This is a genomic window from Mycolicibacterium chlorophenolicum, assembly GCF_001044235.1.
Classification (GTDB): Bacteria; Actinomycetota; Actinomycetes; order Mycobacteriales; family Mycobacteriaceae; genus Mycobacterium; species Mycobacterium chlorophenolicum.
Window position 1 is genome coordinate 1067351 of record NZ_JYNL01000064.1, and the last position, 20449, is coordinate 1087799.

Consider the following 20449-nt stretch of genomic DNA (forward strand, 5'->3'; position numbering starts at 1 on the left):
CGGTCCTGGGCATGGGGGCGTCGGCCGACCAGGGATCTAGGCGGCCTCGGTCGTGCGACGCGACCGTCCGACCTTGTTGGGCAGCGAGAGCCGGAAGACCTTTTTCCACGCCGATGCCACCTGCTGCGGAAGCGAACCGCTGGTGTAGGTCAGCCCGTACCGTTCGAACAGCTCCTGCACCTTCGGTGCGATCTCCTGGTAGCGGTTGCTGGGCAGGTCGGGGAACAGGTGATGCTCGATCTGGAACGACAGATTGCCGGTCATGAAGTGCAGCAACGGACTTCCCGAGATGTTGGCTGATCCGAGCATCTGGCGCAGATACCACTGGCCGCGCGTCTCGCCGTCGATCGACGTCTTCTCGAACGTCTCGACCCCTTCGGGGAAATGCCCGCACATGATGACCGAGTGCGTCCACAGATTGCGGACCACGTTCGCCGTCAGGTTCGCGGTCAGGGTGGTCAGCGCGGACGGTCCCGACAGCAGCGGATGCAGCACATAGTCGCGCACCGCGTGCTTGCCGATCTTGGCGAGCACCCGCTTGCCGTTGCGGCGGAACTCCTCGGAGTCCGTCCTGCCCTTCAGGTACTTGCCGATCTCCAGGTCGTACGCCGCGATGCCGTACTGGAACAGGCAGGCGTTGACAGCGTTGTACAGCGGCTGGCCCAGGTAGAACGGCGTCCACTTCTGGTTCTCGTCGACGCGCATGATGCCGTAGCCCAGGTCGTGGTCCTTGCCGCGCACGTTGGTGTAGGTGTGGTGGACCTCGTTGTGCGAGTGCTTCCACATGTCCGCGGGGGAGGCGTTGTCCCACTCCCAGGTGGTCGAGTGGATCTTGGAGTCGCGCATCCAGTCCCACTGGCCGTGCATGACGTTGTGGCCGATCTCCATGTTCTCGACGATCTTCGACACGGACAGACCGGCCGTTCCGACGATCCAGGCGGGCGGGAACAACGAGAACAGCAGGATCGCCCGGCTGCTCAGCTCGAGCTTGCGCTGACCGTCGATGACCGTGCGGATGTAGGCCGCGTCGCGCTCGCCGCGGCTGGAGATGATCTGTTCGCGGATGGCGTCGAGTTCCCGGCCGAGATTCTCGATGTCGTCATCGGTGAGATGGGCGGCGGGGCCGGCCGTGGTGCGTGAGGGGGTGAGGGTTGCAGAAGTCATGTCGAATCTCCTTGATCAAAGTGCGATTTCGCAGGTGCCCGCAGCGGCGGAGACACAGGTCTGGATCTGGACGTTGTCACCGGGTGAGGCCGTGGTGACGTCTCCGGTGCGGAGGTCGCGAACGGCGCCCTGGCGCAGGGGGGCGACGCAGCCGAAGCAGATGCCCATCCGGCAGCCGGACGGCATCAGGACACCCGCGGCCTCGCCGGCGTCGAGCAGAGTCTGGGATCCTTCGGCCTCGACGACCGTTCCGGTCTTCACGAAGGTGACCTCACCGCCGTCGCCGGCAGTGATGACGGTCGGCCGGAAGCGCTCGGTGTGCAGCCGATCGGCGATGCCGGCGGTGTCCCAGCGGGCCTCGAGGGCGTCGAGCATTCCGGCGGGCCCGCAGGCCCAGGTCTCGCGCTCGGCGACATCGTCGACCAGGTCGCCGAGGCGGTCCATGTCGAGCATGCCGTCGGTGTCGGTGTGCCTCTCCACCAACCGGATTCGGCCGCGGCGGGCCATCAGGCGGAGTTCCCCGCCGAAGATGACGTCGTCCGCGGAGGGGGCGGAGTGCACGACCACGACGTCGGCGCACTCGTCGGTCATGTTGCGCAGCATCCCCATCACAGGGGTGATGCCGCTGCCTGCGGTGAGGAACAGGATCTTGTCCGGCGTCCGGGTGCCGAGAGTGAAATCTCCTGCGGCCTGGTCGAGTTGGATGACGGTTCCGACGGTGGCCCGACGCACCAGGTGGTTGCTGACCGTGCCGTCGGGGATCGCCTTCACGGTGATCGCGATGCAACCGTCCCCGCGGGACGGCTCCGAGGTGAGCGAGTAGGCCCGCCACTGGCGGACGCCGTCGACGTCGACACCGATGCGGACATATTGGCCGGGGGTGTGGCCGCGCCAGCCGCGACCCGGCTTGATCACCACGGTGACGGCGTCGCGGGTCTCCGGGTGCAGCGCGACGATGCGGCCGCGCAGGTCCGCGCTGGAGCGCAGCGGGTCGATGACGTCGAGGTAGTCGGCGGGGACCAGCGGCGTGGTGACCCATTCCGCGAGCTTGATGACACGCTCCCGCAGGGCGCCGACAGTCGTCGGGCGGGGTGCTGTTGTGGTCATGACACCACTCTGGCTTGGTCCAGGGTATAAACTCTTGGCTACAGAGCGTGAATTCCATGCTCGATTTTGTTCGCAGGGGACAGTAAATGGCCGAGCAGGGGCTCCGCTTCACCGGGCTGGACCTGCCGGACGACGTGGCTGCGGCCCTGCAGGCGGTGCTGCCGAGGATGGCCGAACGCACCGTGACCGCGGTGACGGCCGAGGTGCCCAGCTACGCCGCCGCATTCAGCGGCCGGATGGGCCAGAACATCGAGAACGCCGTGCAGATGGCCCTCGGCGGCTTCCTGCGGCTGGCGGTGCGCGCGCAGGACACCGACCCGACAGCGACGCTGACCCCCGCGCTGGACGGCGCCTACGAACTCGGTCGCGGCGAGGCGCGACAGGGCCGTTCCATGGATGCACTGCTGTCGGCCTACCGGGTCGGCGCGCGCGTCGCCTGGCGGGAGCTGTCGGGCACTGCCGTCGAGGCCGGGCTGACCGCGGACACGGTGGCCCGATTCGCCGAGCTGGTGTTCGCGTTCATCGACGAACTGTCGGCGTCCAGCGTCTCCGGCCACGCCGACGAATTGGCGACGACGGGGCGGGTGCGCGAACGCTATCTCGAACGGCTGGCGCGGCAGTTGCTCGACGGCGAGCCGGCAGAGGTTCTGCACGACAGTGCCGAGCGGGCGGGGTGGAGTCCTCCGTCCACGCTGACCGCCATCGTCCTTGCGGAGGCCCAAACCCGCGGTCTGGCAGCACGTTTCGGCCAATCGACGCTGCTCGTCAGCGAAGACCTGCCGGGCGTCGGTGCGTCGGACTCGTTGGCGGTGCTGCTGGCCCCCGATCTGGACGTCCGGCATCGCCGCCAACTCCGTTCGGCGCTGCAGGGCCGTCGGGCCCTGGTCGGGCCCGCTCGTCCGTGGATGCTGGTCCAATCGTCGTACCGACGGGCGCTGCGGGCGCGCACTCTGCCCGTCGCCGATGACGTCGACATCGTCGACACCGACGATCACCTGGTCGAGCTCGTCCTCACCGCGGACCGGGAGGCGGCCGAGGATCTGCGGGAGCGGGTGCTGGCGCCGTTGAGCGGGCTGCGGCCCAGCACCGCCGAGCGGTTGGCCGAGACGCTGAGATCGTGGCTTCTGCATCAGGGCCAACGGGAGGCCGTCGCCGCCGAGCTGTTCGTCCACCCCCAGACGGTGCGGTACCGGATGACACAGATCCGCGAACTGTTCGGCGACGGACTCGACGATCCGCGAACGGTCATGGAACTCACCGTGGCGCTGGCAGTCCCGAAACCGGCGTGACCTGCCGCTGCCGTAAGGTCGGCTCAGCCGAACATCTCGAGGGGACCTGACACATGGCTGATGCCGACGCCGCAGCGATCCGGGCCGAACGCGGTGACTGGATGGGCGAGCACCTCGCCATGTATCTCGAGTCGGGCGGAGCGAAGGGCCACATCGTCGATCTCAGTTCGGTCGGCGGCCGCGCGATGACCACGCACTGTCTGATCAGATACACCGGCCGCAAATCGGGCAGGACCTACGTCAAGCCGCTCATCTACGGCAACGTCGGCGGCGAGATCGTCGTCGTCGCGTCGAAGGGTGGAGCCGACACCCATCCGGAGTGGTACCTGAGCATCCTGGCCAACGAGACCATCGGTGTGCAGGTCGCCACCCAGGCCTTCGAGGCCACCTGGCGTGAGCCGGAAGGCACTGAGCGGCATCAGGTCTGGGAGTACATGAGCCATCTCTACCCGCCCTACATCGCCTATCAGCGGTCGACGAGTCGGCACATCCCCCTGGTCATGCTCTCCCCGGGCCGACCGGTCGACGTGTTCACTCCGGCATCGAGCTGAGCCACTGATGTCCGCGTCGACGCCGACCGGCGCACCATGGAACCGATGACCACCGCTGAGCCGACTCGGCACACCGTGCTGGCGGAGACCGACAGCGCCGCTTACCACTCCCTGCGGCAACAGCCGGTGACCCGGGCCGAGCGGTACGCGCTCGGCAAGAGCCTGCGCAAACGGGTGCCCCGGCGATCACTCGCCGACTGGACCCCACCGGTCGACAGGCCGGACCCGATCCAGCTCATCGAGGACAATCACCGTGGCAGGGTGGACCGCCTGATCCCCGTCCGCGTGGGACGCATGGTCGCGTCGCCCTACGGATTTCTCCGCGGAACCGCCGTCGTCATGGCCGAGGACGTCGCGCATCTGCCCGCCACCGGCATCACCCCCGTCGTGTGCGGCGACTCCCACCTCGGGAACTTCGGCTTCTACGCGTCCCCGGAACGCGATCTGGTGATCGATCTCAACGACTTCGACGAGGCCCACCCCGGCGCGTGGGAATGGGACCTGCGCCGACTGGTCGCCAGCATCTGGGTGGCGGGCCGGCACAACGGCTCCTCCGAGGAGGACTGCGGCTCGGCGGTGCGCTCGTGCGTGGCGGCCTATCGCCTCGAAGTGCGCCGACTGGCCGATCAGCCGCTGTTCTCGCGGTCGTTCACCCGGCTCGACGTCGACCGGCTGGCCGGGGAAGCGCACGGTCCTCTGGCCGCGGAGGTCCGACGCTCTGCCAAGCGTGCGCGTCACCGCACCAGTGACCGCGCCCTGCCCCGATTCACCGAGGAGGTCGCGGGCACCCGCAAGATCGTCGAGGAGCCGCCGCTGATCACGCGACTGCCCGAGCGCGAAGCCGATGCGCTGGCTGAGGCGCTCGACGACTACCTTCCGACGCTGTCCACGCACTGGCGACGGGTGCTCGGGGGGTACACGCTGCTCGATGTCGCGCACAAGGTGGTCGGTGTCGGCAGCGTCGGGCTGCGCGCGTACGTGGCTCTGCTCGAGGGCTCCTCACCCGAGGACGTGGTGTTCCTCCAGCTGAAGCAGGCGCGTCGCTCCGTGCTCGCGCGCTACGTCCACGGCGAGTCGGCCTGGCACGCGCACCAGGGTCAGCGCGTGGTCGAGTATCAGCAGGCGCTGCAGACGGTGAGCGATCCGCTGCTCGGATGGACGACGGTGGACGGCCTGCAGTTCTACGTGCGCCAGTTCCGCAACATGAAGGGCACCATCCCGTTGGATGCGATGGACGCCAAGGCGCTCATCGACTACACCGGGGTGGTCGGCCAACTACTCGCCAAGGGGCATGCGCGTACCAGTGGCGCCTCGATGATCGCCGGTTACCTCGGCCGCTCCGAGAAAGTGGACAACGCGTTGTGCACCTTCGCCAGGCGATACGCCGACCAGACCGAAGCCGACCATGCCGCGCTGGTGGCCGCCGTCGACCACGGCAGGATGCCCGTCGAGCGCGGCGTCTGACTCCTACTGCACCGGCCGGAGCACCACGATCCCCGGCACGGTGCGCAGGTAGTCGAACAGCGGACTGTCGACCACCTTCTGGTTCGCGCTCAGCGAGGACGCGTTGCGCAGCACCGGGCCGTCGGGCCCGGCGACGTAGATGCCGACGTGGGTGACGTCGAGGCCACCGTCCTCGGCGTAGGCCCCGAGGTAGTCCCCGGTACGCAACTGCATGACGACGTCGTCGTCCACCGCCGCACTCGGAAGATAGGCCACGGTCCGCGGCGCCACCGGCAGCCCGGGGAGATACACCCCGCCCGAATCCTTCCGGTTGAGGTTCTTGGCCACCTCGACCGTGTTGCGGCTCAGCGTGGCCGTGATGTCGGTGGCGACGGCCGGCGCCGCGACGGCCCAGTCGGTGAAGAAGTGCTTGCGGGTGGCGAAGCCGACGGCATTGTCCTTGTAGCGCACCCTGATCAGCGCGTTGACGAACTGATCGCGCGACGTGGACCGCTTGAGCGCCTCCACGTAGTCGACCAGAGTGAAACAGTCGACTCTCTCCAATTCGGCAACGAGTTGTTCCGGCACCGTCTCTGACCCGACGAGAGTGTCGGCCCCGTACGGCGTGCCGACGAACTGCCGGGACAACCGCTCGGCCCGCTCGGCGGGATTCACGCCGGAGGTCTCGCGCGCGACGGCCAGCGCGGCGTCCAGGACGGCGGCGCTTCCCGGCGAAAGTCGCACCGCCGACGAGGCTTTGGTCACGCGGGACAGATAGTCCTCGACCGGGATCGGCGCCGTCGCAGCGTAGTCGTCGGGGAGCAGGACGTCGCCTGCGGTCGTGTTCACGTACACAACCCAGCGGTGGTAGGCGCGCAAGCCGGCCGGATCGGCGGCCAGGACCGCGGCGTAGTCGTTGATCGCCCGCACGTACTGCAGGGAGTTGTTGTACCGGTAGAGCGCGTGGTCCCGGTCCCGGGTGAAGCCGTTGGCCGCGAGGTAGCGTCCGGCGGCCATGATGGCGTCGCGCGGGGCGAGGATGTCGCCGCCCGCGCCGTAGGCCGCGAACGTCGACGGCATGAACTGCATCGGGCCCTGGGCGCCCGCAGTGCTGACCCCGGCCACCCGGCCGAACGCGGTCTCGACGAAATTGATGGCGGCCAGCACGTTCCAGTTCACCCCGAACGCCGCTTCTGCCTCCCGGTAGTAGCCCATCAACTCGTCGGCGGGCCGCGGCGCGACGATGCGCCACGCCGGCAGCGTCGCCCTCGGCCGCGCCATCGCGGCGAGTTGCCGGCGGGCGTCGATGTTGTGGTCGTAGCCGGCGAGCAGGTCGGGCGGAATCCGCGGGCGGGCGATCGCGTCCCACTCGGGGTGCCGGCCGAGCACACGGTAGGCCGCCTGCTGACGACGAGCGGCGGCGCTCAGCACCGCGTCGGGGGTCCCCGGATCCCGCAGCGCGCGCTCGTCGGTCGCGAGGTCGTCGGCCAGGTGTGCCGGATCGGCCGCCAATGGCCGGGCCGTGACGCTCGCCGCCGCAGGGGGCGCGGCCGCGGTCGGCGCAGCGCCGCTGGTCGGAGTGTCCCGCCGCTCGGCGGCCGAGCAACCGGTCGGTATCAGCACGCAGGCCACGACCAGTGCAGACACGACCGGCCGGGCCCGGCTTCCTCGGCTCATCGGCAGGGCGCACTCCTCGTCTTCGGCGTCGAGTCGATCGTCAGTCGCAGTATCGTCGTCACTGGCGATCATGCGACGGTAACCGTCCGTCGGTTTCCGGCCACGGCGCGGTGGCAATACGGGGCAGGGAAGTCACCGATGAGGAGGAGATGCATGTCGGAGTTGGAGATCACCGACGACGAGGGACACGAGTCGGTCGAGCCAACCTACGCCGAGCACCTTCATCCTGCGCGGCCCCGCACGCTGCGGTTCCGTCCCCGGGTCAAGACGCCGTTCGTGCGGCGGTCGGTCGCCCAGGACGGCCCGGCGAACGGCACCAATCCCGCATATGTGGAGTGGCTGCGCGCCCAGTCGATGCTGGCCGATGCCAACGAGATCAGCGCGCAGTTCTCGGGGCAGGGCTCGATGTGGCAGAACCCGTACGCCACGCCGAACCCGCGCGGCGCGGTCGACACCGCGTCGGTGTGGTTCACGGCCTACCCGCTGTCGCTGATCACGCGTCCCGACGAATCCTTCCTCAAGGCGATGGCCAGCGAGGACATGTGGAAGGCGTTCGCCGAAATCGGCATCGAAGCGGTGCACACCGGCCCCGTCAAACGGGCCGGCGGCATTTCCGGCTGGCAGTACACGCCCAGCGTCGACGGACACTTCGACCGGATCGGCACCCAGATCGATCCGGCGTTCGGCACCGAGGACGAGTTCCGGCAGATGTGTGCGACGGCGGCCTGGTACGGCGGCACCATCATCGACGACATCGTGCCCGGCCACACCGGCAAGGGCGCCGACTTCCGGCTCGCCGAGATGAAGTACGCCGACTATCCGGGCATCTACCACATGGTCGAGATCGACCCCCGCGACTGGCACGAGCTGCCCGACGTGCCCTCGGGCACGGATTCGATCAACATCGACGCCGCGACCGAGGAATGGCTCGACAAGGCCGGGTACATCATCGGCCGGCTGCAGCGCGTGATCTTCTACGCCGAGGGGGTCAAGGAGACCAACTGGAGCGTCACCCGTCCGGTCACCGGCGTCGACGGTGTCGAACGGCGCTGGGTGTACCTGCACTACTTCAAGGACGGTCAGCCCTCGATCAACTGGCTCGATCCGTCGTTCGCCGGGATGCGGCTGGTGATCGGTGATGCCCTGCACTCGCTGGCCGACCTGGGCACCGGCGCCCTGCGGCTGGACGCCAACGGCTTCCTGGGGGTGGAAAAGGCTGCCTCGGAAGGTAATTCGGCGTGGTCGGAGGGTCATCCGCTTTCCGAGGCGGCCAACCACCTGATCGCGAGCATGGTGCGCAAGGTCGGCGGGTTCACCTTCCAGGAGCTCAACCTCACGATCGACGACATCCGCCAGATCGGCGAAGCCGGCGCGGATCTGTCCTACGACTTCGTCAACCGGCCCGCCTACCATCACGCGCTGGCCACCGCGGACACCGAGTTCCTGCGGCTCACGCTGCGCACCACACTGGAACTGGGGGTCGACCCGGCCTCGCTGGTGCACGCGCTGCAGAACCACGACGAGCTCACCTACGAGTTGCTGCACTGGGAGAACGGCCACCGCGACGACGTCTACAGCTACAAGGGCGTCGAGGTCACCGGTGAACAGATCGCCGCCAGTGTGCGCAGCGATCTGGTCGAACACCTGACCGGGCCCGACGCGCCGTACAACCGCGTGTTCACCACCAACGGAATCGCCTGTACCACAGCGTCTGTGGTCGCTGCGGCGCTCGGCGTAAAGAAGCTCGACGACATCGACGACGTCGACCCGATCAGGCGCGCGCACCTGTTGCTCGCGATGTTCAACGCGCTGCAGCCGGGCGTCTTCGCGCTGTCGGGCTGGGATCTGTGCGGGATGCTCACACTGCCTGTCTCGGCGGTCTCGGAACTCGTCGCCGCGGGGGACACCCGGTGGATCAACCGGGGCGCGCACGACCTGATGGGCATCAACCCGAACGCCCGGCAATCGACTGCCGGCATGCCGGTGGGGCGCAACCTGTACGGCTCCATCCCCGAGCAGCTCGCCGACGAGACCAGCTTCATCCGGCAGCTGCAGGCGATCCTGAAGGTGCGCTCGCACTACGGGATCGCGACCAGCCGCCAGCTCGACATCCCCGAGGTGTCGCACCGCGGCATGCTCGTATTGGTGCACGAACTCGACGGGGAGGGGCGTTTCCAGTTGACGGTGCTGAACTTCGCGCAGGAACACATCGCGGGCAGCGTCCGTTCGGAGCACCTGCCGCCCGGAGCGGTGGTCTCGGACATGTTCAGCGGCAACGAGATCGCGACCGTCGACGACCTGCACAGCTTCCCGGTGGACATGCCCCAGCTGCACGGGATGTCCTTGCTGGTGGAGGTCCCGCCCCCGGCGGAGTGAGCGCCGATCTCTGACGCCGACGTAAACGGTCCGGATAACGGGTAGTCACCCGGGCATGACCGTCATCGGATTCCACTGCTCGCACGAGCAGATCGATCCCGCACAACTCCTGCGCGACGTCCAGCTGGCCGAGCAGGCCGGCTTCACCGCGGGCATGTCCTCCGACCACTTCAGCCCGTGGAGTGAACGGCAGGCCGAGTCCGGCTTCGCGTGGGCGTTTCTCGGGGCGGCGCTGGCCACGACCCGGTTGCCGTTCGGTGTGGTGAACGCGCCGGGGCAGCGCTATCACCCCGCGATCATCGCCCAGGCGATCGCGACGCTCGCTCAGATGTTCCCCGGTCGGTTCTGGGCCGCCCTGGGATCGGGTGAGGCGTCCAACGAGCGGGTCACCGGCGAGGTGTGGCCGCGCAAGGACGTCCGCGACCGCCGGCTGGTGGAATGCGTCGACGTGATCCGGCGGCTGCTGCGCGGGGAGGAAGTCACCCACGACGGTCTCGTGCACGTCAACCGGGCGCGCCTGTGGACGTTGCCCGATGCCGTGCCCGACCTGGTCGGTCCGGCGGTGACGCCGGCCACCGCGGCACGCCATGCCGCGTGGGCGGACGGGCTCATCACCGTGAACCAGCCGGGCGACAAGCCCCGTCAGGTCCTCGACGCGTACCGGGAGGCGGGAGGCCGGGGACCTGCCCGGCTGCAGATTCATCTGAGCTGGGCGCCGACCGACGACGAGGCCTCGGCGATCGCGCACGACCAGTGGCGCAACAACGTCTTCGCTCCGCCGGTCTGCTGGGACACCGAGACGGTCGAGGCCTTCGACGTCATCGGTGAGGCGGTGAGCCCCGAGAGGGTCGCGGAGTCGGTGCGCGTCTCCGGCGATGTGCGCCGGCACGCCGAATGGCTTGCGCAGGACATCGCACAAGGATGGGATGAGCTGTACCTGCACTTCGTGGGTCGACACCAGGCGCCGTTCATCGATGCGTTCGGCGAGCACGTCTTACCGCAGTTGTCGCCGACAGCGCCGCAACCCGCGAGGGCGTCGGTATGAGGACCATCGAGACCGGCGACCTGTGGTGGAAGAACGCGGTCTTCTACTGCGCGGACATCGAGACCTTCTACGACTGGAACGGCGACGGCTGCGGCGACATCCGGGGGATGACCGAGCGCATCGAGTACCTCTTCGACCTCGGGGTCACCTGCCTGTGGTTGATGCCTTTCTACCCGACCGCCCGCAAGGACGACGGCTACGACATCACGGACTTCTTCGGGGTCGACCCGCGCCTCGGTAACCTCGGTGACTTCGTCGAACTCGTCCGTACCGCCCGCTCCACCGGCATCCGTGTCGTCGTCGACTTCGTCATGAACCACACCTCGGACGCGCACCCCTGGTTCAAGTCCGCCCGGCGCAGTAAGGATGATCCGTACCGCGACTATTACGTGTGGAGTGCGACCGAGCCGGCGTCGAGTGCGAAGGACGTCGTCTTCCCGGATCAGGAGGACAGCATCTGGGAGCTCGAGCCGAGAACCAACGAGTGGTACCTGCACCACTTCTACAAGCATCAGCCTGACCTGAACATCGCCAATCCACGTGTCCAGGAGGAGATTTCGCGTACGTTGGGGTTCTGGCTCGCGCTGGGGGTGTCCGGATTCCGGGTCGATGCGGTGCCGTTCCTGTTCGCCGACGACGGCGCCCCGGGGGATCCGCACACCTTCGATCCCACCCGATACCTCGGCGACGTGCGCAATTTCGTCACCCGGCGGCTCGGCGATGCCGTCCTGCTCGGGGAGGTCAACGTCGCCTATCGGGACCAGAAGAAGTTCTTCGGCGGGGCCGACGGCGACGGTCTGAACATGCAGTTCGACTTCATCGGAATGCAGAACATCTTCCTCTCCCTGGCCCGCGGCGACGCCCGTCCCATCGCCAAGGCGTTGCGCGCCCGGCCGGTCCTCGACATCACCAGTCAATGGGCCAATTTCGTGCGCAACCACGACGAACTCACCCTCGACAAGCTCACCGACAGCGAGCGCCGGGAAGTCTTCGACGCGTTCGGTCCGGACCCGGACATGCAACTGTTCGGCCGGGGCCTGCGCCGTCGGCTTCCCTCCATGCTGGGCGGCGACCAGCGACGGATGCGCATGGTGTACTCGCTCGCATTCTCCCTGCCGGGCACCCCGGTGCTGTTCTACGGCGAGGAGATCGGGATGGCCGAGAACCTGGACGTGGAAGGGCGATTCGCGGTGCGGACGCCGATGCAGTGGACGGGTCATGAGAACGGCGGCTTCTCCCGCGCGCCCCGGCGACGGCTACCGCGCCCGCTGCCGGACGGGCTCTTCGGCCCCGAACGTGTCAACGTCGCGGATCAACGCCATGATCACAGATCCTTCTGGTGGTTCATCCGGGACCTCATCTACACCTACCGTCAACAGCCCGAGATCGGTTGGTCCACGGTGGACATCGTCACGCAACCCCACCGCGCGGTGCTCGCACACGTCTGCCGGGAGTCGGACTGGCTGATGCTCGCCCTGCACAATTTCGGCGCGGAGGCTGTCATGGTGCCGATCGCGCTCGACGATCTCGGGCCGGGTTGTGTGCTGGTCGATCTCCTCGACGGTCTCTCGGAGTATCCGCTCGACGCCGAGGGTCGCGTCGAACTGCACTTGGACGCCTACGGTTATCGGTGGCTGCGGCTGCGCCGCCCCGACGACGACCCGATCATCTGAGCGGTCTCACCCGACAAAGCGTTCGGCGTACGGCCTGAACCGGCGCTGAAGGTCCTGCTGCTCGAGGCCGAACGTCGCGCACGAGGTGACCACCCTGCCGAACCGGTTGCGTCGATGGGCGATCAGGTAGGTGTCGATCGCCGCACGCACCTGATCGGTCATCGGTTCGTCCGCGAGCTCGTACACCCGCTCGGCGGTCCCGATCTGGTCGGTCATGAAATCGTCGAACCGGATGTCGACCGAACGCTCGGATCCGATGAGGTCCCGGTCGCGGATCAGCGCCGCCAGCATCAGCCCCAGCCGGTCGACCCATGCGGCGGCGATCGTCTCGACCGGCGGCGCTGCGCTGTACATCCGCGCCGCGTAGACGACCATCGCGAGCATCGACAGCACCACCGGCACCGGATCGCGATGGGTGCACACCACCACCACGCCGGGAAACACGCGGTCCAGCACCGGCAACTGCTCGAGATGCTGAGGTGACTTGAGGAGCCAGCGGCGTCCGCCGCGCAGGAACTGCATCGCCTGCAGCTGAGTGCGCAGATATTCGTAGTGCGGCGTCTGATCCGAGCGCAGGTAGTGGTCCCGCCAGGCGGGCACATGCGCCAGCGTCTCCATCAGCATCGTGGAGAAATCGTTGGCCAGCAGCTGGATCTCCTCGTGCACATGATCGGTGGTCATCTCGTGCATGCTGCGGAAGTGGGGGATCAGCAGGTCCATCATCGACACCGCCAATTCCATCCTGGCCCGCCGCGGATCGGGCTCGACTCCGTCCTCGGCGGGCAGCGGGAACGGTTCCACGCTCTCCCAGTACTGCATCGTGCGGAAGGTCGGTCCCGCGGCGAGCATGTTGTGCAGATGCGTGGTCCCGGTGCGCGGCAACCCTGCGATCACCACCGGCGGCGCCAACTCGATGTCGTGGATCTCCGGGTGACGGCGCAGTAGGTCGGTGAGCAGCAGCCGGTTCGTCAACCACTGCGTGAGCTGGCTGAAGAAGTTCACCCGGCCGGGAGCGTGCATATCGTCGAGCTCGGCGAGCGAGCCGAGATAGATGTCCAGCCGTTCGCGGTAGTCGTCGGCGCCGAAGTCGGCCAGCCCGGTCGCCTGCCGCGCGGCGGCGTGCAGGGCGTCCGACGTCAGCGGGCACTCGCCCGCCATCGCGGCCATCATGTCTCGAACCTGTTGTGCAGCAACGCTGTATCGCGGTGCCGCCAAGTCGCCGAGCACGATCACATCGGATGTGGTTTGCGTCACAGTCACTTATGTTACTGTGAGTCACGTAATGACGACAGACCTTGGCCGACCGCGTAATCGGCAGATCGACGACGCCGTCCTCGCGGCCACGGCCGAGTTGATCGGCGAGGTGCCCTATGCCGAACTGTCGGTGGGGGCCATCGCCCAGCGCGCCGGCACCAGCAAGCCCGCGATCTACCGGCGCTGGCCGAGCAAGGTGCACCTGGTGCACGAGGCCGTGTTCCCGATCGGGGAGGCGACCCGGATCCCGTCGACCGGATCCCTGGCCGGCGACATCCGGGAGATGGTGCGGCGCGTGGCCGCGATCCTCGCACCTGCCCGCGCCGCGCTGCCCGGTCTGATCGGGGAGATGGCCGCCGACCCCACGCTGCACGCTGCGTTGCTCGAGAGGTTCGGCGACGTCATCACGCGCGGGCTCGGTGACTTCCTGAGCGACGCGGTCGCGCGCGGCGAGGTCCGGCCGGATGTGTCCGCCGACGAACTGGCCGAGGCGGTCGCCGGTATCACGCTGGTGTCCCTGCTGACTCGCGGCGCGGCCCCCGACGACGATTGGCTGGATCGCGCCGCGACCCTGATGATGAGAGGAATCAGCACGTGACGGAAGGCCACCTCGGCAGCGAATCCGGTTCGGCATGGCGGGAATTGGTCGAGACCCTCGGCGGGCTCGACCGTGGCTTCACCGACGGCGACCGTGCCGTCGTCGACGATCGGAACCTCGCCGACGGGTACCGGATGCTGGCGACCACGCTCGGCGTCGCGTTCGACACCTACCTGTTCGCCGAGCCGAGCCGCCCGCAGTTCATCGAACTGAACACCCCGTTCCGCCGCGATCGGCGCTGGGGCGGGGACAACACCGACGCGTGGTACCACCTGTGCCCGGTCGACGAGCGCCGCCGCTACCGTATCAGCGGGAATCGCGGTGACAGCGTGTACTTCTCGGTGACCGCCTACAACGAGCCCGCCCCGGGCAGCTGGTCAGGCCGCGTCGTGCACATCGTCAACGACAGCGACCTGGACAGCGCGGGCCATCTCGACGCCGCCGGCGACTTCTCCTTCGAGATCGGACCGCTGCCGGGCATGGCGGTGCTGGTGACGCGCGACTATCAGGTCGACCCGACGTCCGGGCGGCCGGTGCGCTGGCAGATCAAGGCACTCGACGAGCCGGACCCGATCCGGCATGGTGATCAGGAGACCGCCGCGGCATTGCGGGCGTGTGCGGCCTGGCTGCGCACGATGTTCGCGATCGTGCCCCTCGCCGTCGGCGCCCGCGTCGACGACGCCCATGCCCTCGGGCACGAGGTCACCCACGTGGCCAACGAGTTCGGTGAGCCGTATCAGGTGCCCGACAGCAACTTCGGCTGGTCGGCCCGCGACGCCTGCTACTCCTACGGCAGTTTCGTTCTCGGTGACGACGAGGCACTCGTCGTCACCCACCGCCCTCCGCAGTGCCGGTTCTGGAACATGGTGGTCTGGAACCAGTTCATGGGCGGCCACATCGTGACCGACGCGAGAGTGTCGGTCAACGGGCACACCGCGGTGCCCAACAGCGACGGGTCGGTGACCATCGTGATCGCCAAAAGACCCACAACACACCCGAACTCGGTCTCCACGGTCGACTATCCGCGCGGCAACCTCGCCTTCCGGTGGTTCCACGCCGACCAGGTGCCGGTGCGCCCGGACACCGCACTGGTGGCGTTGGCCGAGGCGCCGACCGAGGTGACCTGATCGCCGGGCTCAGGTCAGAGGCGAGGTCAGTTCGATGTTGATGTCGTCGGGATCCTGAAACGACAGGATCGCGATCCCGGCGTCTTCGAGCACGCTGATGGCACCGTGCTCGATGCCGGCCTCGTCGAGTGCCGCCTGGGCGGCCGTCAGGTCGGATCGGCTGGCGACGGCGAAGCTGACGTGGTCGAGCCCCGTGTGCCGCGGATCGAAGGCGCCGCTGCCACCGGGGCGCAGGCCGAACAGCGTGCCCTGCGGCGTCTGATAGACCGCGCCGCCGAAGAACCGCTCCGGTGATTCCGCGACGCCCGGGTCATCGGCCATCGACGACGCGTCGATGACCAGGGGCCACCCGAACACCGTGTCGTAGAACTTCTTGGACCGTGCGATGTCGGTGACGGTGATACGGACGTGGGCGAAACCCGTGCTGTTGACCAGAGCCATGCCTCCATCGGTACCCGCGAGGACGCGGATTCCCGCGCGACGGGCCCGGTGTTCATCGAATCGTCACCCGCCGCCGCCCAGCAGCGAGAAGAACCGGTGCGACGGATCGTCGGAACCCGGACTGCCCACCGCAGTGCCGCGCGTGATCGGGTGGCTCAGGTCGGTGGCCGACGGGTCGCCGACCCGCGCCCAATCGGTCACGATGCTGCGGGCGGTGAATCTCCACTGGCCGTCCCGCTTTTCGTACCTGTCGAGGTAGCGACCGCCGACCACGACGTCGACGTCGTGATCACCGGCATCCAGGGTGTGTGTCGCCAGCATGTAGATCTCGCCTTCGGCGATGTCACCCTCGACGGCGAAGTTCATCGTGGTGACGTGGTGCTGCATGGACCGCAGGTACGGGCGAGCGGCCATGATCTGCGCGACGAGATGGGCGGCCGAGCCGGCCGAGAATGCGCCGTGCGCATCGGTGGCGTCCGGGTGGTAGAGGTCGCGCAGAGCGGCCGCGTCACCACGGTCGACGGCGCGGCAGTAGCGGTGCACGAGCTTGCCGAGCGCGAACTCGTCGAGCATCTCCTGGACCATCGGATCGGTCATCGTCTCACCGTAAGCGGCTCAGTCCTGGACCGCTTTCGCGATCGCCAGGTAGCGGGTCACCGCGGCGGAGGCATCCGCGCCGGCAGCGCCGGTGGCGAGACGGACCATCCGCACCACGACCCACGCGCGGGCCCGGTCCTCGTCGAGCCCGGCGGCGTCGACGAGCGTCCAGAAGCGGTGTCGCACGCCGTCGCGGACGCGCCCGGCGTAGTCCTCCCAGCGATGCACCAGCATCGGAGCCAGTTCGTCGTGCGGATCGCCGTTGACCGGGCGTGCATCGACGGCCAGCCACGGTTCCCGGTCGGCGGAGCGCACCGAGGAGAAGTGGAGGTCGCCGTGCAGCACCACCTCCGCGGCGTCGGCGCTCAGGTCGCGGGTCAGCGCCAGGGCCTGTTCGGTCAACCGGCGCGGCACCGGGACGCTGAGGTCCAGGTCATCGAGACGGTCCGCCCAGCGACGCAAAGCCTCTGTGGCCGAGGGCAATCGGGGCAGGGCGGGAACGTGCAGGCGGCTGTAGAGTCCCGCGACGATCACGCACGCCTCGGTGTCGGTCAGCGCGTCGAGCGTCGTCGGCCCCACTCGTTCGGTGAGGAGCACCCGCTCGTGCGGATCGGCCCGCAGCAGCCGCACCGCACCGTCGCCGCCCCAGCGGCGCAGCACCAGGTGCTCGGAGTTCGAGGCGCCGATCTTGAGCAGTGCCGGCGTCCCGTCGGCCGTGCGTACCGGCAGGGTCAAAGCGTCACCGCTGCGCTCGGCAGGTCCGTCGGCACGCAGCCGCCACTGCTCGAGCCGGTGCCGCGCCAGTGCGGTCGGATCGGGCTCGGCCGGGGTCAAGGGGTGGCGGGGGTGTGCTTGGCCTGCTGCTCGGCGGCATGGTCCTCGATCGCCTTGCCGATCGCGTGGGCGGCGCGGTCGACGAATTCGCGTCCACTGTCGGTGACCCAGTCGCGCGAGGCGGCCGGTGCGGAGAGCTGTCCGGTGAAGTGCGGGATGACGTACTGGGCGAACAGTTCGTAGCTGCGCAGCTTGGCGGCGGGCGGCGCCCAATCGTGATCGAAGAGCAGGAAGGCGCCGAACCCGCCGTCGCTCGCCTCGACGAGCTCCTCGATCTTGGCGACCGCGTCCTCGGGGGTGCCGATCACCGCGAATCCCGACTCCCGGTTGTTGGCGATGATCTCCTCCACGGTGTCGCCCTGCACAGGGCCGGCGGGCAGGATGTGGCTGAAATAGCGGGAGAATTCGGCGATGCCGTAGGCGACGTCCCGCTCGGCCTGCTCCCGGGTGTCGGCCAGGTGCATCGGGCCGACGAGCCGCCACTTGGACCGGTCGGCGACATGGCCGTGCTCGAGGGCCACCTCCTCCCAGGTCCTCCAGTGCTGGGCCAACAGGTCCATGCCCTGCCGGGCGGTCGCGGCGATCGACAGCATGCCGATGCCGTGCCTGCCCGCGCCGCGCGGACCGGTCGGCGAGAACGACGCCGCGACAGCGACGTCGAAGCACGGGTCGCTGTAGGGCTTCAGCTGAAGACGCGCGTCCTGCAAGGTGAATCCGTCGGTGTGCATCGTGACGGTCTCGCCGCGCAGCAACCGCATGATGGCGTCGAGGCACTGCTCCATGCGGGGGCGCTGCTCGTCGGCCGGGATGCCGAGCATGTGCGCGTCGGAGGTGAGCTGGCCCGGTCCGCACCCCAGCATCACCCGGCCGCGGGTCAGATGGTCCAGCAGCACCATCCGATCGGCGAGCATCAGCGGGTGGTGATAGGGCAGCGAACTGACCCCGGTGCCCAACCTGATGTGCTTGGTCCGCTCCGCAGCGACACCGATGAACACCTCGGGTGAGGCGATGATCTCGAAACCGGCCGAGTGGTGCTCGCCGATCCATGCCTCGTGGAATCCGAGCCGATCCATCGCCACGACGAGGTCGAGATCGCGTTCGATCGCCAGCGTCGGATTCTGTCCGGTCGGGTGAAACGGTGCCATGAAGTTCCCGAAGCGCATCCGCTCATTCTGACCTCCGCGACGGTGCGGGGCCTACAACTCCGCGCAACGGGTACAGATTCCGGCGGACCGGCCCGTCATGGGCCCGAGGGAGGACGTCACATGTCTCACATGTCTTCGGAGACCGGTACGGCGCGGGCCATCGACACCGCAGCGCCGACCAAGCTCGCCCGGTCGATCACCGGGCCGCTGCTGTTCCTGTTCATTCTCGGCGACGTGCTGGGGGCGGGGATCTATGCGCTGATGGGGGTGCTGTCCGACGAAGTCGGCGGCGTGCTCTGGGCACCGTTGGTGATCGCCTTGCTGATGGCCCTGCTGACCGCGGGATCGTATGCCGAACTGGTGACGAAGTATCCGCGCGCGGGCGGGGCGGCGGTCTTCGCCGACCGGGCCTTCGGCAAGCCCCTGCTGTCGTTCCTGGTGGGCTTCTCGATGCTCGCCGCCGGCGTGACCAGCGCCGCCGGCCTGGCGCTGGCGTTCTCCGGGGACTACCTCGCGACGTTCGTCGACGTGCCCGTCGTTCCCGCTGCTCTGGTGTTCCTGGTGCTGGTGGCCTGCCTGAACGCTCGGGGCATCAGCGAGTCGCTGAAGACGAACGTGGTGATGACGGTCATCGAACTGTCCGGTCTGCTGACCGTCATCGCCGTGGTGGCCGTGATGCTCGGCCGCGGCGACGGCGATGTCGGCCGCGTCGTCGAGTTCCCGAACGGGTCGAGCCCGGCGCTGGCCATCCTGGGCGGCGCGATCATCGCCTACTACTCGTTCGTCGGGTTCGAGACGTCGGCCAACGTGGTGGAGGAGATCAAGGATCCGAGCCGGGTGTACCCGCGCGCCTTGTTCGGTGCCCTGATCACCGCCGGTGTGATGTACGCGCTGGTCGGTCTGGCGGCCTCGATCGCGCTGCCCCCCGCGGAGCTGTCGCGGTCGTCGGGTCCGCTACTGGCGGTCGTGGGCGCGTCCGGTGTCGGCATCCCCGACTGGGTCTTCAGCCTGATCGCGTTGATCGCCGTCGCCAACGGCGCCCTGCTGACGATGATCATGTCGAGCCGGTTGACCTACGGGATGGCCGAGCAGGGCCTGCTGCCGGGGGTGCTCACCCGCGTGCTGCCCAACCGCCGCACCCCGTGGGTGGCGATCGTCGCCACCACGGTGGTCGCGATGCTGTTGACCCTCGTCGGAGATCTGTCGACGCTGGCTCAGACCGTGGTGCTGCTGCTGCTATTCGTGTTCCTGTCGACCAACGTCGCGGTGCTGGTGCTGCGCCGCGATCACGTGGAGCACCCGCACTTCCGGGTGTGGACGTTCGTCCCGGTCCTCGGGGTGGCGTCGTGTGTGCTGCTGCTGACCCAGCAGAGCGCGACGGTGTGGCTGTTCGCCGGTGTGCTGTTGGTGGTCGGTGTGGTGCTGTACGTGGTGGCGCGCATCGTGACCCGTCGCACCAGCGGCGACCGCACGCAGGTTTGATGCGCGGCGATTTTAACTAGGTCACAGTCACGCTCGGGCGGGGAAAGTAGCGCAGATGCCCTCGAGCCCGACGGGAGATGACCGATGAGCGCCACCCTCGCCCCGACCGCACTGCGCCGGCGCCTGGAGTCCCGAACCCCACCCACGGTGCTGGACGTGCGGACTCCCGCCGAGTTCGAGACCGGGCACATCGCCGGGGCGCGCAATGTGCCACTCGACGTGCTGCGCGGTCGTCTCGACGACGTTGCCGCCCGTCTCGACGGCGAGGTGGTGTACGTCTGCCGCTCCGGCCAGCGCGCCGCCCAGGCGCACACGTTGCTGGCCGGCGTCGGCGTCACCGACGGTGCGGTGCTGCGCGGCGGACTGTCGGAATGGGAGAGCAGCGGATTCGACGTCGACCGCGGCGCGCAGCGCTGGGAGTTGGAACGGCAGGTCCGCCTGGTTGCCGGCTCGATCGTCCTGACCTCCGTGCTCGGCAGTGTCGCGGTGCCGAAACTCAAGTGGGTGGCCGCCGCCATCGGTGGCGGGCTCACGTTCGCCGCGGTCAGCAACACGTGCGCGATGGCCACCGCCCTGTCGAAACTGCCGTACAACAGGGGTCCCCGCTACGACGAGTCCCGTTTCGTCACCCAGCTCGGGGCCTGAC

At 68.4% G+C, this 20449-nt stretch carries 18 protein-coding genes and 1 pseudogene; 10 read left to right on the forward strand and 9 right to left on the reverse strand.

The features are described from left to right. Nucleotides 1-36: 36 nt before the first annotated feature. Entirely contained in the window at nt 37-1164 is a 1128-nt protein-coding gene (locus tag MCHLDSM_RS27320) for a fatty acid desaturase family protein (RefSeq protein WP_048472807.1), read from the reverse strand. A 15-nt stretch (nt 1165-1179) separates the two neighbouring features. Then, on the reverse strand, nt 1180-2271 hold the full coding sequence (locus tag MCHLDSM_RS27325) for a ferredoxin reductase (RefSeq protein WP_048472808.1): 1092 nt from the start codon (nt 2269-2271) through the stop codon (nt 1180-1182). 86 nt (nt 2272-2357) lie between these two features. On the opposite strand from MCHLDSM_RS27325, the gene MCHLDSM_RS27330 reads away from it, so the two are divergent. From MCHLDSM_RS27330 to MCHLDSM_RS27340, 3 genes are read left to right on the forward strand one after another with little or no spacing between them, the layout of a single operon-like run. Next, nucleotides 2358-3560: a PucR family transcriptional regulator gene (locus MCHLDSM_RS27330; protein WP_048472809.1), complete on the forward strand. Its 1203-nt coding sequence runs from the start codon at nt 2358-2360 to the stop codon at nt 3558-3560. Nucleotides 3561-3613: 53 nt separating this feature from the next. Beyond that, entirely contained in the window at nt 3614-4111 is a 498-nt protein-coding gene (locus MCHLDSM_RS27335) for a nitroreductase/quinone reductase family protein (protein WP_048472810.1), read from the forward strand. A 45-nt stretch (nt 4112-4156) separates the two neighbouring features. Beyond that, a complete protein-coding gene (locus MCHLDSM_RS27340; protein ID WP_234714205.1) occupies nt 4157-5575 on the forward strand; it encodes a DUF2252 domain-containing protein in 1419 nt (472 codons plus the stop codon). Between the two features lie 3 nt (nt 5576-5578). Here MCHLDSM_RS27340 and MCHLDSM_RS39850 read toward each other — a convergent pair whose 3' ends face one another. Beyond that, on the reverse strand, nt 5579-6319 hold the full coding sequence (locus MCHLDSM_RS39850; protein ID WP_412178266.1) for a DUF1460 domain-containing protein: 741 nt from the start codon (nt 6317-6319) through the stop codon (nt 5579-5581). A gap of 3 nt (nt 6320-6322) precedes the next feature. Further along, a pseudogene (locus MCHLDSM_RS39855) lies at nt 6323-7231 on the reverse strand (lytic transglycosylase domain-containing protein); the annotation flags it as partial. 153 nt (nt 7232-7384) lie between these two features. On the opposite strand from MCHLDSM_RS39855, the gene treS reads away from it, so the two are divergent. Genes treS through MCHLDSM_RS27360 form a run of 3 tightly spaced genes read left to right on the forward strand, consistent with a single transcriptional unit; the run spans nt 7385 to nt 12325 of the window. Further along, complete coding sequence (gene treS / locus MCHLDSM_RS27350) at nt 7385-9607, forward strand: maltose alpha-D-glucosyltransferase (protein ID WP_048472812.1); 2223 nt, start codon at nt 7385-7387, stop codon at nt 9605-9607. A gap of 55 nt (nt 9608-9662) precedes the next feature. Beyond that, entirely contained in the window at nt 9663-10652 is a 990-nt protein-coding gene (locus MCHLDSM_RS27355) for a TIGR03885 family FMN-dependent LLM class oxidoreductase (RefSeq protein WP_048472813.1), read from the forward strand. Beyond that, on the forward strand, nt 10649-12325 hold the full coding sequence (locus MCHLDSM_RS27360) for an alpha-amylase family protein (RefSeq protein WP_048472814.1): 1677 nt from the start codon (nt 10649-10651) through the stop codon (nt 12323-12325). The genes MCHLDSM_RS27355 and MCHLDSM_RS27360 overlap by 4 nt, the downstream gene beginning before the upstream one ends. Before the next feature lie 6 nt (nt 12326-12331). On the opposite strand, the gene MCHLDSM_RS27365 is transcribed toward MCHLDSM_RS27360, so the two are convergent. Further along, entirely contained in the window at nt 12332-13495 is a 1164-nt protein-coding gene (locus tag MCHLDSM_RS27365) for a sulfotransferase family protein (RefSeq protein ID WP_082169116.1), read from the reverse strand. Nucleotides 13496-13607: 112 nt separating this feature from the next. Between MCHLDSM_RS27365 and MCHLDSM_RS27370 the strand changes: the two genes are divergently transcribed. Together MCHLDSM_RS27370 and MCHLDSM_RS27375 are read left to right on the forward strand one after the other, a co-directional pair. Beyond that, a complete protein-coding gene (locus tag MCHLDSM_RS27370) occupies nt 13608-14177 on the forward strand; it encodes a TetR/AcrR family transcriptional regulator (RefSeq protein WP_048472816.1) in 570 nt (189 codons plus the stop codon). Continuing rightward, on the forward strand, nt 14174-15304 hold the full coding sequence (locus tag MCHLDSM_RS27375; RefSeq protein ID WP_048472817.1) for a DUF1214 domain-containing protein: 1131 nt from the start codon (nt 14174-14176) through the stop codon (nt 15302-15304). Before MCHLDSM_RS27370 ends, MCHLDSM_RS27375 begins: the two co-directional genes overlap by 4 nt. A gap of 9 nt (nt 15305-15313) precedes the next feature. Here the strand turns inward: MCHLDSM_RS27375 and MCHLDSM_RS27380 are convergent, their stop codons facing one another. The 4 genes from MCHLDSM_RS27380 to MCHLDSM_RS27395 all read right to left on the reverse strand — a co-directional run bounded on the left by MCHLDSM_RS27380 (nt 15314) and on the right by MCHLDSM_RS27395 (nt 18339). After that, a complete protein-coding gene (locus tag MCHLDSM_RS27380) occupies nt 15314-15745 on the reverse strand; it encodes a VOC family protein (RefSeq protein WP_048472818.1) in 432 nt (143 codons plus the stop codon). Between the two features lie 63 nt (nt 15746-15808). Next, entirely contained in the window at nt 15809-16342 is a 534-nt protein-coding gene (locus MCHLDSM_RS27385; protein WP_048472819.1) for a nuclear transport factor 2 family protein, read from the reverse strand. Between the two features lie 18 nt (nt 16343-16360). Then, nucleotides 16361-17176 (reverse strand): aminoglycoside phosphotransferase family protein, encoded by an 816-nt coding sequence (locus MCHLDSM_RS27390; RefSeq protein WP_048472820.1) that lies wholly within the window; start codon nt 17174-17176, stop codon nt 16361-16363. Next, nucleotides 17173-18339: an LLM class flavin-dependent oxidoreductase gene (locus tag MCHLDSM_RS27395; RefSeq protein ID WP_048472821.1), complete on the reverse strand. Its 1167-nt coding sequence runs from the start codon at nt 18337-18339 to the stop codon at nt 17173-17175. The genes MCHLDSM_RS27390 and MCHLDSM_RS27395 overlap by 4 nt, the downstream gene beginning before the upstream one ends. A 111-nt stretch (nt 18340-18450) precedes the next feature. On the opposite strand from MCHLDSM_RS27395, the gene MCHLDSM_RS27400 reads away from it, so the two are divergent. Both MCHLDSM_RS27400 and MCHLDSM_RS27405 read left to right on the forward strand, forming a co-directional pair. Next, a complete protein-coding gene (locus tag MCHLDSM_RS27400; protein WP_048472822.1) occupies nt 18451-19803 on the forward strand; it encodes an APC family permease in 1353 nt (450 codons plus the stop codon). Nucleotides 19804-19887: 84 nt separating this feature from the next. Next, on the forward strand, nt 19888-20448 hold the full coding sequence (locus MCHLDSM_RS27405; RefSeq protein ID WP_048472823.1) for a rhodanese-like domain-containing protein: 561 nt from the start codon (nt 19888-19890) through the stop codon (nt 20446-20448). The last annotated feature ends 1 nt before the right edge of the window (nt 20449 follow it).

Bases quoted from the DNA above. Each gene is read 5' to 3' on its own strand.
- MCHLDSM_RS27320 (WP_048472807.1), bottom strand. From the start codon at position 1,164: ATGACTTCTGCAACCCTCACCCCCTCACGCACCACGGCCGGCCCCGCC.
- MCHLDSM_RS27325 (WP_048472808.1), bottom strand. From the start codon at position 2,271: ATGACCACAACAGCACCCCGCCCGACGACTGTCGGCGCCCTGCGGGAG.
- MCHLDSM_RS27330 (WP_048472809.1), top strand. From the start codon at position 2,358: ATGGCCGAGCAGGGGCTCCGCTTCACCGGGCTGGACCTGCCGGACGAC.
- MCHLDSM_RS27335 (WP_048472810.1), top strand. From the start codon at position 3,614: ATGGCTGATGCCGACGCCGCAGCGATCCGGGCCGAACGCGGTGACTGG.
- MCHLDSM_RS27340 (WP_234714205.1), top strand. From the start codon at position 4,157: ATGACCACCGCTGAGCCGACTCGGCACACCGTGCTGGCGGAGACCGAC.
- treS (WP_048472812.1), top strand. From the start codon at position 7,385: ATGTCGGAGTTGGAGATCACCGACGACGAGGGACACGAGTCGGTCGAG.
- MCHLDSM_RS27355 (WP_048472813.1), top strand. From the start codon at position 9,663: ATGACCGTCATCGGATTCCACTGCTCGCACGAGCAGATCGATCCCGCA.
- MCHLDSM_RS27360 (WP_048472814.1), top strand. From the start codon at position 10,649: ATGAGGACCATCGAGACCGGCGACCTGTGGTGGAAGAACGCGGTCTTC.
- MCHLDSM_RS27365 (WP_082169116.1), bottom strand. From the start codon at position 13,495: ATGATGGCCGCGATGGCGGGCGAGTGCCCGCTGACGTCGGACGCCCTG.
- MCHLDSM_RS27370 (WP_048472816.1), top strand. From the start codon at position 13,608: ATGACGACAGACCTTGGCCGACCGCGTAATCGGCAGATCGACGACGCC.
- MCHLDSM_RS27380 (WP_048472818.1), bottom strand. From the start codon at position 15,745: ATGGCTCTGGTCAACAGCACGGGTTTCGCCCACGTCCGTATCACCGTC.
- MCHLDSM_RS27385 (WP_048472819.1), bottom strand. From the start codon at position 16,342: ATGACCGATCCGATGGTCCAGGAGATGCTCGACGAGTTCGCGCTCGGC.
- MCHLDSM_RS27395 (WP_048472821.1), bottom strand. From the start codon at position 18,339: ATGCGCTTCGGGAACTTCATGGCACCGTTTCACCCGACCGGACAGAAT.
- MCHLDSM_RS27400 (WP_048472822.1), top strand. From the start codon at position 18,451: ATGTCTTCGGAGACCGGTACGGCGCGGGCCATCGACACCGCAGCGCCG.
- MCHLDSM_RS27405 (WP_048472823.1), top strand. From the start codon at position 19,888: ATGAGCGCCACCCTCGCCCCGACCGCACTGCGCCGGCGCCTGGAGTCC.